Origin of the sequence: Stella humosa, assembly GCF_006738645.1 — a bacterium.
Classification (GTDB): Bacteria; Pseudomonadota; Alphaproteobacteria; order ATCC43930; family Allostellaceae; genus Allostella; species Allostella humosa.
Genome location: NZ_AP019700.1, coordinates 3,162,179 through 3,177,442 on the forward strand (window position 1 = coordinate 3,162,179; position 15,264 = coordinate 3,177,442).

General features: G+C 69.4%; 13 protein-coding genes. 5 read left to right on the forward strand and 8 right to left on the reverse strand.

All coding sequences use genetic code 11. From position 1 onward, the window contains the following. Positions 1–74 precede the first annotated feature (74 nt). The 5 genes from STVA_RS14855 to STVA_RS14875 are packed head-to-tail and all read right to left on the reverse strand — an operon-like array spanning position 75 to position 6,381. A complete protein-coding gene (locus tag STVA_RS14855) occupies positions 75–2,525 on the reverse strand; it encodes a GcvT family protein (RefSeq protein WP_123688688.1) in 2,451 nt (816 codons plus the stop codon). An 8-nt stretch (positions 2,526–2,533) separates the two neighbouring features. After that, complete coding sequence (locus tag STVA_RS14860) at positions 2,534–3,349, reverse strand: ABC transporter permease (protein WP_123688689.1); 816 nt, start codon at positions 3,347–3,349, stop codon at positions 2,534–2,536. After that, positions 3,349–4,224: an ABC transporter permease gene (locus STVA_RS14865; RefSeq protein ID WP_245978218.1), complete on the reverse strand. Its 876-nt coding sequence runs from the start codon at positions 4,222–4,224 to the stop codon at positions 3,349–3,351. Before STVA_RS14865 ends, STVA_RS14860 begins: the two co-directional genes overlap by 1 nt. Further along, a complete protein-coding gene (locus STVA_RS14870; RefSeq protein WP_123688690.1) occupies positions 4,221–5,312 on the reverse strand; it encodes an ABC transporter ATP-binding protein in 1,092 nt (363 codons plus the stop codon). Before STVA_RS14870 ends, STVA_RS14865 begins: the two co-directional genes overlap by 4 nt. A gap of 40 nt (positions 5,313–5,352) precedes the next feature. Then, complete coding sequence (locus STVA_RS14875; protein WP_123688691.1) at positions 5,353–6,381, reverse strand: ABC transporter substrate-binding protein; 1,029 nt, start codon at positions 6,379–6,381, stop codon at positions 5,353–5,355. Between the two features lie 130 nt (positions 6,382–6,511). Between STVA_RS14875 and STVA_RS14880 the strand changes: the two genes are divergently transcribed. From STVA_RS14880 to STVA_RS14900, 5 genes are read left to right on the forward strand one after another with little or no spacing between them, the layout of a single operon-like run. After that, complete coding sequence (locus STVA_RS14880) at positions 6,512–7,672, forward strand: M24 family metallopeptidase (RefSeq protein ID WP_123688692.1); 1,161 nt, start codon at positions 6,512–6,514, stop codon at positions 7,670–7,672. A gap of 19 nt (positions 7,673–7,691) precedes the next feature. Continuing rightward, positions 7,692–8,936, forward strand: a complete 1,245-nt coding sequence (locus STVA_RS14885) for a M20/M25/M40 family metallo-hydrolase (protein ID WP_123688693.1) — start codon at positions 7,692–7,694, stop codon at positions 8,934–8,936. Between the two features lie 7 nt (positions 8,937–8,943). Beyond that, positions 8,944–10,569: an amidohydrolase gene (locus tag STVA_RS14890; RefSeq protein ID WP_123688694.1), complete on the forward strand. Its 1,626-nt coding sequence runs from the start codon at positions 8,944–8,946 to the stop codon at positions 10,567–10,569. Then, positions 10,559–11,866 (forward strand): NAD(P)/FAD-dependent oxidoreductase, encoded by a 1,308-nt coding sequence (locus STVA_RS14895; RefSeq protein ID WP_123688695.1) that lies wholly within the window; start codon positions 10,559–10,561, stop codon positions 11,864–11,866. Before STVA_RS14890 ends, STVA_RS14895 begins: the two co-directional genes overlap by 11 nt. After that, the gene (locus tag STVA_RS14900) at positions 11,863–12,477 is read left to right on the forward strand and encodes an HAD-IA family hydrolase (RefSeq protein WP_197735640.1); all 615 of its coding nucleotides are present in this window, start codon (positions 11,863–11,865) and stop codon (positions 12,475–12,477) included. Before STVA_RS14895 ends, STVA_RS14900 begins: the two co-directional genes overlap by 4 nt. A gap of 5 nt (positions 12,478–12,482) precedes the next feature. Here the strand turns inward: STVA_RS14900 and STVA_RS14905 are convergent, their stop codons facing one another. The 3 genes from STVA_RS14905 to STVA_RS14915 all read right to left on the reverse strand — a co-directional run bounded on the left by STVA_RS14905 (position 12,483) and on the right by STVA_RS14915 (position 15,241). Further along, positions 12,483–13,445 (reverse strand): extracellular catalytic domain type 1 short-chain-length polyhydroxyalkanoate depolymerase, encoded by a 963-nt coding sequence (locus STVA_RS14905; RefSeq protein WP_245978220.1) that lies wholly within the window; start codon positions 13,443–13,445, stop codon positions 12,483–12,485. 242 nt (positions 13,446–13,687) lie between these two features. Next, a complete protein-coding gene (locus STVA_RS14910) occupies positions 13,688–14,080 on the reverse strand; it encodes a CopG family transcriptional regulator (protein ID WP_123688697.1) in 393 nt (130 codons plus the stop codon). 129 nt (positions 14,081–14,209) lie between these two features. After that, positions 14,210–15,241, reverse strand: a complete 1,032-nt coding sequence (locus tag STVA_RS14915; RefSeq protein WP_123688698.1) for a 5-methyltetrahydropteroyltriglutamate--homocysteine methyltransferase — start codon at positions 15,239–15,241, stop codon at positions 14,210–14,212. Positions 15,242–15,264: the final 23 nt, after the last annotated feature.

Genomic DNA, 15,264 nt, shown 5'->3' on the forward strand with positions numbered 1-15,264 from the left:
GTTCGATGGGGACTCCCGCCACGACCATCAGAATGCCGCATCGCCATCAACTCGCGACGGGATGCTCGCTCCGCCTACCCCCGGATACGCGCCCCCGCCGGATCATAGAACGGCTTCAGTTGGGCCACGGCCTCATGCCGCTCCCAGGCCACCTCGATCTCGAAGCGGCCGGATGCCAGCCATTCGGCCGTCACCCCGTCCGGGTTGTGGACATAGCCCATGCCGAGCGAGGCGCCGATGCGGTGGCCGTACATGCCCGACGTGGTGCTGCCGACGATGACGCCGTCGCGCCATACCGGCTCCTCGTGGTGCAGCGACGGCCGGTCGTCGGCCAGGCGGAACTGCACCAGCCGGCGGGTGGGCGTGCCCTGCTCGCGCCGCCGCAGCAGCGCGTCGCGGCCGACGAAGCCGCCCGGCTTGTCCCACGCCACGGCAAAGCCGAGGCCGGCCGCCACCGGGTCGTCCTCGCCGCCGATGTCGTGGCCCCAGTGGCGATAGGCCTTCTCCATCCGGCAGGCGTTCATTGCGTGGTAGCCGGCATGGCCCAGCCCGAATTCCGCCCCCGCTGCCACGATGCGGTCGAAGACGTGGACCGCGAACTCGGCCGGCACATAAAGCTCCCATCCCAGTTCGCCGACATAGGTGATGCGGCTGGCGCGCACCGTCGCATAGCCGATCTCGACCTCGCGCGAGGTGGCGAAGGGGAAGGCGTCGTTTCCCATGTCCTGTCCCGTCAGGCGGCCCATCAGTTCGCGCGAGCGCGGGCCCATCAGCCCCAGCATCGGCAGGCCGGACGTGATGTCGGTGATGGTGACGCGGGCGCCGTCCGGCACCTGCCCCTGCAGCCACGCGCGGTCGCGGGTCTGGGCCGACCCGCTGGTGACGACCAGGAAGCGCGTCTCGGCCAGGCGGGTGATGGTGAGGTCGGCCTCGATGCCGCCGCGCGCGTTCAGCCACTGGGTATAGACCACGCGGCCGGCGGCGACGTCGATCCGGTTGGCGCTGACCCGGTCGAGCAAGGCCAGGGCGTCCGCCCCCTCGACCAGGAACTTGGCGAAGGATGCCTGGTCGAACAGCGCCACCCGGTCGCGCACGGCCAGGCATTCGGCGGCCGTGTTGGCGAACCAGTTCTGGCGCTGCCAGCTATAGGCATAGGCGGGGGTCGAGGCCGGGGCGCCGAACCAGTTCGGCCGCTCCCACCCCGACATCTCGCCCATGCAGGCACCGGCCGCCACCAGCCGGTCGTGGAAGGGTGAGCGCCGCGCGCCGCGCGCGCTGGTCACCTGGTAGAAGGGCCAGTGCATGGCATAGAGCAGGCCCAGCGTCTCCGTCGTGCGGTCGCGCAGGTAGCCCGCATTGGACTGGAACGGCTGCATCCGGCGCACGTCGACGTCGGCCAGGTCCATCGGCGGGTGGCGGTCGCGGATCCATTCCGCCAGCACCTTGCCGACCCCGCCCGAGCTCTGGATGCCGATGGAGTTGAAGCCGCAGGCGACGAACAGGTCGCGCACCTCCGCCGTCTCGCCCAGGAGGTAGCGGTCGTCCGGCGTGAAGCTCTCCGGCCCGTTGAACCAGGTCTGGATGCCGGCGTCGGCCAGGATCGGCAGGCGGCCGATGGCGCGCTCCAGGATCGGCTCGAAATGGTCCATGTCGGGCGGCAGGCTGTCGAAGGCGAAGTCCTTCGGGATGCCCTTCATGCCCCACGGCTTGGCCACCGGCTCGAAGGCGCCGACCAGCATCTTGCCGGCGTCCTCCTTGTAGTAGGCGCACTCGTCGGGCACGCGCAGCACCGGCAGGTCGCGCGGCACGGCGGCGATCCCCTCGGTCACGATGTAGAAATGCTCGGCCGCGTGCAGCGGCAGCGACACGCCGGCCGCCTTGCCCAGCGTGCGCGACCACATGCCGGCCGCCAGCACGACCGTGTCGGCGCGCAGTTCCCCCTGCTCCGTCACGACGCCAACGGCGCGCCCGCCCTCGAGCAGGATGCGCTCGACCTCGATCCCCTCGACGACGCGGGCACCGCCCATGCGCGCACCCTTGGCATAGGCCTGGGTCACGTCGACCGGGTTGGCCTGGCCGTCCTTGGGCAGGAAAACACCGCCGACCACGCCGTCCAGCGACAGCAGCGGATACTTCGCCTTGATCTCGGCCGGGCCGATCACGTCGACCGACAGCCCGAACATCTTGGCCATCGAGGCGCCGCGCTTCATCTCGTGGAAGCGCTCCTCGTTCAGCGCGACCGAGACGGAGCCGTTCTGCTTGAAGCCGGTCGACTGCCCCGTCTCGCGCTCCAGCTCGTAGAGCAGTTCCGACGTGTACTTAGCCAACTCGGTCATGTTGCGGGACGCGCGCAACTGGCCGATCAGGCCGGCCGCGTGCCAGGTGGTGCCGCAGGTGAGCTGCCGGCGCTCCAGCAGCACCACGTCGCGGATGCCGAGCTTGGTCAGGTGATAGGCGATCGAGCAGCCGATGATGCCGCCGCCGACGATGACGACATCGGCGCGGGCGGGAAGCGTAACGGACATCGGATCTCCTATCGGGCGCCGGCGCGGCGGTCGCCGAATACCAGGCCCAGGGCCAGCAAGGTCAGGGTCAGCGCCACCAGCAGGGACGAGATGGCGGCAACGGTCGGGTCGATCTCGTCGCGCAGCGCGGTGAACATGCGCCGCGTCAGGGTCGCGTTCTCGCCGCCGCTGATGAAGAGGGCCACCACCACCTCGTCGAGCGAGGTGATGAAGGCGAGCAGAGCGCCCGAGAAGACCGAGAAGCGGATCTGCGGCAAGGTGACGGTGAAGAAGGCGGTCAGGCGCGAGGCACCCAGGCTGCGGGCGACCCGCTCCTGGTTCATGTCGTAGCCCTTCATGCCGGCCAGCACGGTGACGAACACGAACGGCATGGCCAGGCACGCATGGGCCAGCACCAGGCCCGACAGCGTGTTGTTCAGGCCGAGCCGGGCATAGAGGAAGAAGATCCCGATCGAGACCAGGATCAGCGGCAGGATCAGGGGCGCGATCAGCGCCGTCTCGACCGCCCGCGCCCATTTGGACCGGGTCGAATGCAGCCCGTAGGCGGCCATCACGCCGAGCGGCGTCGCCACCAGCATGGTCAGGACGGCTGCCTTCAGCGAGACCCAGGTGGCATCCCGCCACTCGATCGAATTGAAGTAGGTCATGTACCAGCGGACGGAGAGCTGGTCCGGCGGGAAGCGCAGGAAGCGGGTGCCGCTGAAGCTCATCGGCACTACGATGATCGTCGGCAGCACCAGGAAGAGCACGATGAGGAAGCCCAGCGCATAGAGCCAGAGGCGCCGGCCGCGCCCGATCGGCACGCCCGAGACGGGATCGGCCATCACCGCCCCCCGATGATGCGGTCGACCCCGAAGAGCCGGTTCATCACCCACAGGATCGCCAGCGTCACCACCAGCAGGACGACGCCCAGCGCACTGGCAGCACCCCAGTCGGAATAGACCGCCACGCTGCGCTCGATCGACATGGACCACATCAGCACGCGACCGCCGCCCAGCACCGCCGGCGTGACGTAGAAGCCCAGGCACAGCACGAAGACCAGCACCGTGCCGGCAAGCAGGCCCGGCAGGGTCAGCGGGAAGAACACCTGCCAGAAGGACTTCAGCGGCGAGGCGCCGAGGCTGGCGGCCGCCTTCACATAGTCGCGGTCGACGGCCGCCATGGCGGCATAGAGCGGCAGCACCATGAAGGGCAGCATGATGTGGGTCATGCCGATCGCCGTGCCGGTGAAGTTGTGCACCAGCCGCAGCGGATCGTCGATGATGCCCGAGCTCTGGAGCCACGTGTTCACCACGCCGCGGCGCTGCAGCAGCACAAGCCACGCATAGGTGCGCACCAGCAGCGAGGTCCAGAACGGAAAGAGCACCGAGACGAAGATGATCGCGCGCCAGACGGTCGACACCTGGCTCATCAGGTAGGCCAGCGGATAGCCCAGCGCCGCACAGATGGCGGTGACGAGGAAGCTCAGCTCGAATGTCGTCTGGAAGCTGCGGGTGTAGGCCGGGTGCAGCATCCGCGTGTAGTGGTCGAACGTGAAGGCGCCCTGCTCGTTCATGAACGACAGCGTGAACAGCCAGCCGATCGGCAGGAAGATGACGAAGGCGATCATCAGGACTGCCGGCGAGCAGAGCAGGAAGAGCCCGCGGGCCTCCCGCCGCTCGGCCGCGGCCAGTTGGTCGGCGTTGGCGGCCTGGCTCACCGCGCGGCCTCGACGCCGACCAGGATCGTGTCCTCGGGATGCAGGCCGAGCGCGATCGGCTCGCCGGTGCGCGGCAGCCGGCTGAGTGCCTCGCGCCGGGTCGGCTGGCGCAGCGTGATGCGCTGGCCGCCGGCCACCCGCACCTGGAGCAGGAAGCTCTCGCCTTGATAGACCGAGCCCTCGACCACCCCGTCGATGCGATTGACGCCGCCGACCGACGCCTGGTCCAGGATGTCCAGCTTCTCGGGCCGCACCACCAGCAGGGCCGGGCCATCGCTCACCCCGGGCGGGCCGGCCAGGACCAGCGCCCGCTCGTCGAGCCGCGCGCCGCCGCCCGACACGGTGACCGGCAGGAAGTGCGATTCGCCGACGAAGTCGGCGACGAAGCGGTTGGCCGGGCGCTCGTAGAGCCGGCTCGGCGTGTCGATCTGGGCGAAGCGGCCCTGATCGATGACGGCGATGCGGTCCGACATGGTCAGCGCCTCGCGCTGGTCATGGGTGACATAGACGGTCGTGATGCCAAGCCGCTCGTGCAGTTGGCGGATCTCGATCTGCATCTGCTCGCGCAGCTTCTTGTCGAGCGCCGACAGGGGCTCGTCCATCAGGAGGATGCGCGGCTCGAATACCACGGCGCGGGCCAGCGCCACGCGCTGCTTCTGCCCGCCCGACAACTGGTCGACGCGGCGCTCGCCATAGCCCTGGAGCTGGACCAGCGCCAGGGCGGCCTCCACCCGGCGCGCGATGTCGGCCTTGGCGACACCGCGCAGGCGCAAGGGATAGCCGACATTGCCGGCCACGTTCATGTGCGGGAAAAGCGCATAGTTCTGGAAGACGATGCCGATGTCGCGCTGGTGCGGCGGCTTCAGGATCATCTCGACGTCGCCGAAGCGGATTGAGCCCGAATCCGGCCGCACGAAGCCCGCCAGCACCATCAGCAGCGTCGTCTTGCCGGAGCCGGACGGCCCCAGCAGCGTCACGAACTCGCCGGCCGCGATGTCGAGGCTGACGGCGTCCAGCGCCCGGAACTTGCCATAGGTCTTGGTCACCTCCCGGATGGTGACGGTGGGCGCGGTGCGGGAGACGGTCATGCCCGCCCCCCGCCCGCCGCCCGTCCGGGACGGGTCGAACTCACTCCTGGATGAACTGGTCGAAGCGCTTGGTGACGGCGTCGAGATTGTCCGCCCACCACTTCACGTCCAGCGTGAAGGCGGTCTTCAGGTTATCCGGCGAGGACGGCAGCGCCTTGGCGAGGTCGGCCGAAATGATGCCGGTCTCGTAGGCCTTGGCGTTCGACGGGCCATAGTTGATGTGCAGCGGCAACTGGGCCTGGGCGGTCGGCGTCAGCATGTGCGCCATCGCCTTCATCGCGGCGTCCTTGTTGGGCGCGCCCTTGGGGATCGCCCAGCAGTCGGCCAGGATCATCTGCTGGTTGAACGTCAGGTCCGCCTTGGCGCCCTCCTTCATCACCGACTGCACCCGGCCGTTCCACAGGCCGATCATGTCGATCTCGCCATCGTTGATGAGCTGGGCGGAAGCCGCACCCGACGGCCACCAGGCGACGACATGCGGCTTCAGCTCGCGCATCTTCTTGAAGGCACGGTCGACATCCAGCGGGTAGAGCTTCTGCGGGTCGACGCCATCGGCGATGAGGGCGGCCTCCAGGTTGTACATCGGGCTGCGCCGCATCGACCGGCCGCCCGGGAAGTCCTTGAAGTTGTACATGTCGGCCCAGCCCTGGGGCTTCTTGTCCTTGTACGTCTTCGTGTTCCAGGCGATCACGTTGGAATAGACGAGGTTGGCGACCCAATAGTCCGACTTCATGTCGGCCGGGATGCCGTCGGTCTTGACGATTGCGGGGTCCAGCTTCTCGAGGTTGCCCTCGCGCTCCAGCAGGATGCAGCCGTTGGTGCCCTGCTGCACCAGGTCCCAGGTCACGCGGCCGGACTTCACCTGGGCACGCACGTCGGCGATGCCGGAGGTGGTGTCCTCCTTGATCGTCAGGTTCAGCGCCTTGGCGGCCGGCTCGAACCATGCCTTGCGCTGGGCGTCCTGGTAGGCGCCGCCCCAGGACGCGATGGTAATCGTTTGCTGGGCCGCTGCGGGAATCGCCATCACGCCGATGGCCAGCACCGCCAATGCGCCTGTTCTTGCCGTCATGTCTCGCCCCCTGTCAGGCCGGATTTCTCGCCCGACGTTAGACCCGGCGCCCGGCCGCGCGCAAGCGATGGCGAAGCCGGCCGTCCCGTGCCACCATCGCCGCTGATCAGGCAATCAAAGGTCACGCAAGATGGCGCTGCATTTCGATCGGTCGGAGTTCGCGGAGCGAATCGCACGAGCCCGCAAGCGGCTCGGCGAGGAGGATCTCGACGCGGTCGTGCTCTTCGCGCAGGAGAGCCTCTACTACCTCACCGGATTCGACACGAGCGGGTTCGTCTTCTTCCAGTGCGCGGTGCTGACCCGCGACGAGCGGCCGATCGTGCTGCTGACCCGGCGGCCCGACCTGGAGCAGGCCCGCCGCACCTCGATCCTCGAGGACATCCGCCTGTGGTACGACGCCGAGGGTGCCGACCCGTCGCGCGAGCTGCAGGCGATCCTGGAAGAGCTGGGCCTGAAGGGCGGGCGCGTCGGCATCGAGACCACCACCTACGGCCTGACCGGCACCAACTGGGAACGGGTGCGGGTGCGGCTGTCGGAATGGTGCCGGCTGGTGCCGGGCTGCGATGTCGTGCGCTTCCTGCGCCTCGTGAAGTCGCCGAGCGAGATCGCCTATGTCCGGCGCGCGGCCGAACTGGCCGACCAGTCGCTGGAGGCGATGCTGGAGACGGCGAAGCCCAACGTCTTCGAGGGCAAGATCGCGGCCGCGGGCGTGGCCGCCATCCTGGCCGGCGGCGGCGACATGCCCCCGTCGGGCCCAGTGCTGGGATCGGGCGACCGGGCGCTGCTGGTGCGCAGTGCGACTGGCTATCGCGACCTCGACGCCGTCGACCAGTTGACCATGGAGTTCGCCGGCAGCTATCGCCACTACTGCGCCTGCCTGATGCGAACGATCGCTGTCGGCCAGGGCAACGACCGCCAGCGCCGCATGTTCGAGGTGACGCGCGATGCCATGGCGGCGATGACCGCGGCCGCCCGGCCGGGCAACATCCTGGGCAACATCGACGATGCCCACCGGCGGGTCTATGACGAGGCGGGTTTCGGGGACTTCCGCATGTCGGCCTGCGGCTACTCGCTAGGCGCCAACTTCCGCCCAAGCTGGATGGACGTGCCGCCGATGCTCTACAGCGGCAACGTCATCCCGGTGCAGGCCGGCATGGTGCTGTTCCTGCACGCCATCCTGATCGACGCGCCGGCAAACCTCGCCATGTCGCTCGGCCACACCATCGTCGTCGGCGAGACCGGGGCCGAGGTGCTGAGCCGCCTGACGCCTGAATACCATATCGCCGTCTGATCGAAGGTTCTGAGCCCCCATGACCACCGATCGTGACCAGATCCTGCTCTGGATCGAGGAAGAGCGGGACGAGATCGTCGCGCTCCTCCAGCGCCTGGTGCGCGCCCGCAGCCCCAACCCGCCAGGGGATACCCTGGCGGCGGCGGCTATCGTGCGCGAGCGCCTGGATGCCGAGGCCCTGCCCTACCGCATCATCGACCCCAACCCGGTGATGCCGAACTTCGTCGGCACCTTCGACGGCGGCTTGAAGGGCCGCCACCTGGTGCTGAACGGCCATATCGACGTCTTCCCCGTCGCCAGCGACCATGGCTGGAGCCGAGATCCCTGGAGCGGCGACATCGTCGACGGCAAGCTCTACGGCCGGGGTGCCGCCGACATGAAGCCGGGCACCACCGCCTCCATCGTCACCTATGCCCTGCTGCACCGCCTGCGCGACCGGCTGAAGGGCCGGCTGACCCTGACCGCCGTCTCGGACGAGGAGACGTTCGGGCCGTGGGGTGCGCGCTGGCTGATGGACCACGAGCCAGAGGTGCTGGGCGATTGCTGCCTGAACGGCGAGCCGTCCGGCCCCAATACCATCCGCTTCGGCGAAAAAGGCCCGCTCTGGCTGCGCTTCACCGTGCGGGCGCCGGGCGCGCATGGCGCCTACACCCACACCGGCAGCGCCACCCTGACCGCGACCCGGCTGATCGGCGAGTTGGAGCGGCTGGAGGACCTGCCGGTCGACCTGCCGCACAACGTCATGGCGGCGATCGACGAGGCGTCGGCCGCGGCCGACGTCGCCATGGGCCAGGGGGCGGGCGCCATCGTCGGCAAGGTGACGCTGAATGTCGGCCTGCTGAACGGGGGCGTGAAGGTGAACATGATCCCCAGCGAATGCACCTTCGAGGCCGACATCCGCCTGCCGCCCGGCATGAGCCGGGAACGGGTGATGGCCGAGGTCGAGCGCATGGTGGGGAACCATCCCGGAGTCGAGGTGGAGGAGACGGGCTGCAACCTGCCCTCCTACTGCGATCCCTATGGCGAGATGGTCGGCATCCTCCAGGCCAACGTGCAGGCGTTGGCCGGGCACAAGCCGACGCCGATCGTGGGCCTGGGCGGCACCGACGCGCGGCTCTGGCGCTACCGGAACATCCCGGCCTACGTCTATGGCGTCTATCCGCACGGCATGGGCTCGCACGACGAGCATGTCGACATCGAGGAATTCCTCCATGTCGTGCGCACGCATGCGCTGTCGGCCTACGACTACCTGATGGCGAGCTGAGGCGGCGATGGCGCTCCATCCCGATCTGATCCTCCGCAACGGCCGCATCGCGACGCTCGATGCGACCGGCACCATCGTCCAGGCCCTGGCAGTCCATGGCGGCCGCATCGTCGCCCGCGGCCGCGACGACGAGATCGCCACCCTGGCCGGCCCGGGCACGCGGGTCGTCGACCTGGCCGGCCGCACCGCCATCCCAGGCATCGTCGATTCGCACTGCCACCCCGACAGCTATGCCGCCCGCCTGGCGCGCTGGCACGATGTCGGGCCGGCCGCGGTCGATGGCCGCGAGGCGCTGCTGAAGACCATCGCGGCCGCCTGCCGAGACCTGCCGGCCGATGGCTGGTTTGCCGGCTATCGCTTCAACGACCACAAGAGCGGCGGCTTCCCGACGCGCGAGGAGCTGGACGCGGCGGCCGGCGGGCGGCGCGTCTTCATCCTGCGCACCGACGGCCATCTGGGCGTCGCCAACAGCGCCGCCTTCCAGGCCTGCGGCATCTCCGACAATGCGGAGGACCCGCCCTTCGGCCGCTTCGACCGCCACCCGGCGACCAACCGCTTCACCGGCCTGCTGCGCGAGACGGCGACCCACATCTTCCTGTCGGAGATCCATGCCGGCGACACCGAGCAGCAGATCGCGGGCGGACTGCAAAAGGTCTTCGCCGACTGGAACCGCTACGGCATCACGTCGGTCTACAACTCGCTGGCCGGCGCCCGCTCGATCCGCGCCTACCAGTTGATGGAGGCCGCGGGCGGCATGACCATGCGCGTCGGCATCATCGTCAGCGGGCGCGACGAGGGGCTGGTCGAAAGCTATATCGCGGCCGGCATCCGCTCGGGCTTCGGCAGCGACTGGGTGCGCGTGATCGGCGTCGAATGGTGCCCGGACTGCTCGACCTCGGGCCGCACGGCCGCCTACTACGAGCCCTATGTCGGCCGGAAGATCGAGGGCGAGCCCGACAACAATTGCGGCATGCTGCTCTACGAGGGCGAAGACCTGAAGCGGCGCGCCATCCAGGCCCATGGCGCCGGGCTGCAGGTGATGATCGAGGGGCTGGGCGACCGCGGCATCGACTTCGCGCTGGACGCCATCGAGGCTGCACTGGAAGCCCATCCGATGCCGGACCACCGCATGCGGGTCGAGCATTGCTGCTACGTCACCCCGCCGATCCTGGAGCGCATCAAGCGGCTGGGCGTGGTCGATTCCTCGGCCACCGGCTTCATGTACGACCTGGGCGAAGGCTACATCGCCAACCGCGGCCAGGCGGCGATGCGCTGGATGTGGCCCCATCGCAGCCTGATCGACGCCGGCATCCCCGCCCCCGGCCATTCGGACGCCATGGTGTGCCAGGCCAACCCCTTCGTTGCCATCTGGTCGATGGTGAACCGCAAGAGCGACAGCGGCGGCGACCTCGACATCCGCGAGGCGATCACCGTCGACGAGGCCTTGCGGGCCTACACCATCCTCGGCGCCTGGTCGGGCCGCGAGGAGACGATCAAGGGGTCGCTGGAGGTGGGCAAGCTGGCCGACATCGCCGTGCTGGACCGCGACCCCTATACCATCCCGCCCGACGAGTTGCGCGACCTCAGGGTGGACATGACCTTCGTCGGCGGAGCCCTGTGCCATGGCGGATAGCGACCGGATCGTCCTGTCGGGCAAGGCCCCCCTGCCCCGCTCGCTGTGGGCTGCCACCGCCCGGCCGCCGATCCCGGCCCTGCCGCTCGCCGGCGAGACCGAGGCCGACGTGGTCGTGGTCGGCGGCGGCTTCACCGGCCTGTCGGCGGCGCTCCACTTGGCCGAGCGCGGGTTGAAGCTGGTGCTGCTGGAAGCGGCCGAGCCCGGCTGGGGCGCGTCGGGGCGCAATGGCGGCCAGGTGATTGCCGGGCTGAAGGCGATGCCGGCCGAGATCATCGCCAAGCATGGGCGCGAGCGCGGAAAGCAGATCGTCGACCTGGTCGGCGGCACCGCCGATTTCCTGTTCGACCTGATCCGACGCCACGGCATCGAGTGCGATGCCGAGCGCAAGGGCTGGGTGCAGGCCGCCCACTCCGACAAGGCGCTGGCCGCCGTGGCCGGCCGCGTCGCCGACTGGCAGGCGCACGACGCCCCGGTGCGCATGGTGGACCGGGCCGAGATGGCCCGCATCCTGGGCACGGGCGACTATGTCGGCGGCATGGTCGACGCCCGCGACGGCGCGCTCAACCCACTGGGTTATGCCCGCGGCCTGGCCGATGCCGCCCAGCGGCTGGGTGCCCGCATCCATGGCGGCTCCCCCGTCACGCGCGTCACGCAGCGCGGCGCGGGCTGGCAGGTGACGACGGCGGCGGGCTCCGTCACCGCGCCCAAGGTGTTGATCGGCACCAACGCCTACACGACGGACTTCTGGCCGGGGCTGGCCGCCAGCGTCGTACCGGTGTCGAGCTTCCAGGTCGCCACGGCACCGCTGACAGACAACCTGCGCCGCACGATCCTGCCGGAAGGACATGTCCTGTCGGACACGCGCCGCCTGCTGCGCTATTTCCGCCTGGACGCCCAGGGCCGGATGGTCATGGGCGGTCGCGGCACCTTCAAGAACGACATCGATTCCGGCGACACCGCCCGCCTGCGCCGCTGGGTGGGCGAGCTGTTCCCGGCCCTGTCCGACATCGCCTACGAGTATCACTGGTCGGGCAACGTGGCGGTCAACCTCGACCATTGGCCGCACCTGCACGCGCTGGCGCCAGGGGTCTGGGCCGCGCTCGGCTATAACGGCCGCGGCGTCGCCATGGCATCGCGCATGGGGGCGCTGCTGGCCGACCTCGCGGCCGGGGTCCCGGCCGCGAAAATCGCCTTCCCCATCACCCCCCTGCGGCCGATCCCGTTTCACGGCATGCGCCGGGCGGTGCTGCCGGTGATGACGGCATGGTACGGGGTGCTGGACCGGCTGCAGTGACGCTGCGCGCCCTTCTGCTGGACGTCGACGGCGTCCTCGTCCGCGGCCGGCCGTCGGACGGTCGCTACTGGTCGAGTACGATCGACCAGGATCTGGGCCTGGATATCGCGGTGTTGCAGCGAGAGTTCTTTTCGACCCACTGGGACGACGTCCTGACCGGCAGGGCCGCGCTCGACGAGCGCCTGGCCCCGGTGCTGGCCCGCATCGCGCCGCATCTGACCGTCGATCGGCTGACCGAATACTGGTTCGCCCAGGATTCGCGCCTGGACCACCGGCTCCTGGAGCGGGTCGCCCGCGCGCGCCGGCACGGTATGACCGTCCATCTCGCCACCAACCAGGAGCACCGGCGGGCACGCCACCTGATGGAGGAGCTAGGCCTGTCGGCGCATGTCGACGGCATCTTCCATTCGGCCGCACTCGGTTGGCGCAAGCCCGAGCCCGCCTTCTTCGCCGCCACTACGACGAAGCTGGGGCTTGAGCCGGCGGAACTCCTGCTGGTCGACGACCTGAAGGAGAACGTCCTGGCTGCCGCCGCTGCGGGCTGGGCCACGGTCCACTGGACCGACAGCCCGGCCGCATGGGCAGCCCTTGAGGCCCGCCTGCCGGGCTGACCCTGCTATCGCTTCTCGTGCTGCCGGAAGAAGCGCAGCATCTCGCGGCTGGCGTCGGGGCCGCGCGGATCGGTGTAGGAGCCGTCCTTGCTGCCCCCCGACCAGGCATGCCCGGCGCCATGCAGCACCCACTGCTCGAACATCGAGCGGCCATCCGGCGCGGCATGGACCGTGCGCGTGAAGCCCATGCCGCCGGACCCGACGCCCTTTTCCGTGCGGGTCGACAGGCCAGCGGCCGGCGCACCGCCCCGGGCATGGGCCAGCACCTGGTCGCCATTCACCGGCTTGACGGTGCGGTCGCGGTCGCCGTGGAAGACGATGGTCGGCACCGATCGGGCACCAGGCGCCGGGGGCACGCCGCCCTGGCGCATGGCCGCGAAGGCCGACGGCATGTCGCGGGCGGCCCCAGGCGCGAGGCCCGAATGCACGCCGACGGCAGCGAAGAGATCGGGATAGGTCGCCCCCATGATGGCCGCCGCCGCCCCGCCCGCCGACAGGCCGGCAACATAGACCTGGCCTTCCATCACCGCGAACTCGCCCATGACCTGGCGGGCGATTCCGGCGATCAGCGCGGGCTCCCCCCGGCCGCGCTGCTGGTCGGCGACGCTGAACCAGTTCCAGCAGCGCGACGGGTTGGCGCTGCGCGGCTGGTCGGGATAGGCCACGAGGAAGGTCTCGGCCTCCGCCAGTTCGTTCATCCGCGTGCCGGCGGCGAAATCCTCCGGCGACTGGGTGCAGCCATGCAGCATGACGACCAGCGGCACCGGCTGGCCGCGATAGCCGGACGGGAGATAAAGGCGGTAGCCGCGGGCGCCGGCCGCGCTGACATGCGAGTGAGCCTCGAAGGTGCCGCCCGGCGGCGTGACCGGCCCGGCCGGCGGTGGCGACGCGGGCCGACTGCCGGCACCATCGTCGCGTCGCCGAAACTTGCGAAAGCGATCGAGCAATCCACTCCAAATACCGGACATCTCGGCATTATCCAGTTCCGAACGGGCCGCCCTTGCGGTCCATGCGCCATCGCTTCCGGGCGCCGGCGGCGCCGTGTCGATGACGCCGGGATCGGCGGAAGCTCCTGCGGGCGCGCCCTGCAGCAGCCGCATGGCCTCATCCAGCCTGCCCTCCCGCGTGAGGCGGGTTGCCTCCATCATGTCGACGCCTGATCTGCCGCTCATATCGAATGCGCTCCTGCGGGGGGATTTGGACGGCATGGCTAGCGGATACGGTCGGCCAGCGCGGCCTTGACCGCGGGCGGCGCTTGCAGCGCACCCAGGACCTGGATGGAAGCGATCGTGGCCATCGCCAGTTCCGCCGAAACGTCGGCAGCGATGATCGCCAGCCCCAGAACCTGGATGTGGACCTGCCGCCCGGACGCGCGCACGGCCTCCAGGTCCGCGCGGCCATAGCGCCGCAGGCCCAGGTCGAGCTGACGATGCTCGACGGACTTGCGGACGGTATCCTGGTGGCGGTCGAGCTGGTGGCGGATCGCGGTCCGGATGAAGTCGGAGCGGTTGGAATAGAAGCCCTCCTGGACCAGGAGGTCGATATGGCCCAGGTCGACGTAACCCAGGTTGATCGTCAGCTTCTCGCTATCCGGCGCGGCCATTCATCCCCTCCACATACCATCCATGTGGATGGTATGTGGAGGGCTATAAAGAAGATGCAAGAGGTGAGAACGGGCGAGGATCGCGTCCGGTGCTTCGGGTAGAGCGACCCCGGATCGACCGTTCCGTTGCTAGGAAATCTCCGCCCGCACGATGGCGGCACCGTCGGCCAGGGCCTTCAGCTTGCCGAAGGCGGTCGCCCGCGGCAGGTACTTCATGCCGCAGTCGGGTGCCGGGATGATGCGGTCGGCCGGTGCGAACTTCAGGGCCTCGCGGATGCGGCCGGCGATCGTCTCCGGCGTCTCGATGCTGCCGTCGCCGAGGTCGATGACGCCCAACAGCACCTTCTTGGGCGCCAGGTCGGCAAGGACTCCCAGGTCCAGCTTGGGCTGGGCCGCCTCGATGGAGATCTGGTCGGCATTGCAGTCGGCCAACTGGGCCAGGAAGGAATAGCCGGTCGGCTTCTCGCCCGGCACCACGGCGGCATAGCCGAAGCAGAGATGGACGATGGTCGGCACGGTCAGCCCCTCAACCGCGCGGTTGATCGCCTTCACGGCGTAGCGGCTGGCCAGTTCCGGGTTGTTGCGCAGCCAGGGCTCGTCCAGTTGGATGATGTCGGCGCCCGCCGCCTGGAGGTCCCGCGCCTCGGCGTTCACCGCCGCGGCGAAGTCCATGATCATCTCCTCCTCATCCTTGTAGAACTCGTTCTTGGCCTGCTGGCTCATCGTGAACGGCCCGGGGAGGGTGATCTTGGCCGTCTTGTCGGTGTTGGCGCGCAGGAACTCCATATCGCGCACTTCGACCGCGCGGGTGCGGCGGATGCGGTCGACGACGCGCGGCACCAGAGTGACGGCGCCGGCCTTGCTGATGATCTCGCCCGGGTTCTCGGCGTCGATGCCGTCGAGCGCGGTCGCCAGGCGGTTGGAGTAGCTCTCGCGGCGGATCTCGCCGTCCGTGATGATGTCGATGCCGGCCCGCTCCATGTCGCGGATGGCGACCACGGTGGCGTCGTCCTGCGCCTGTTCCAGATACTGCTCGGGCACCCGCCACAGGTCGGTCAGGCGCACCCGCGGCACGATCTTGGACAGCAGCAGGCGGTTGGCCAGCCAGTCGGGCTGCGGGTAGCTGCCGACGACGGTGGTCGGCAAGAGACGCTGGGTCATCGGCGAAGGCTCCTTGGTGAAAT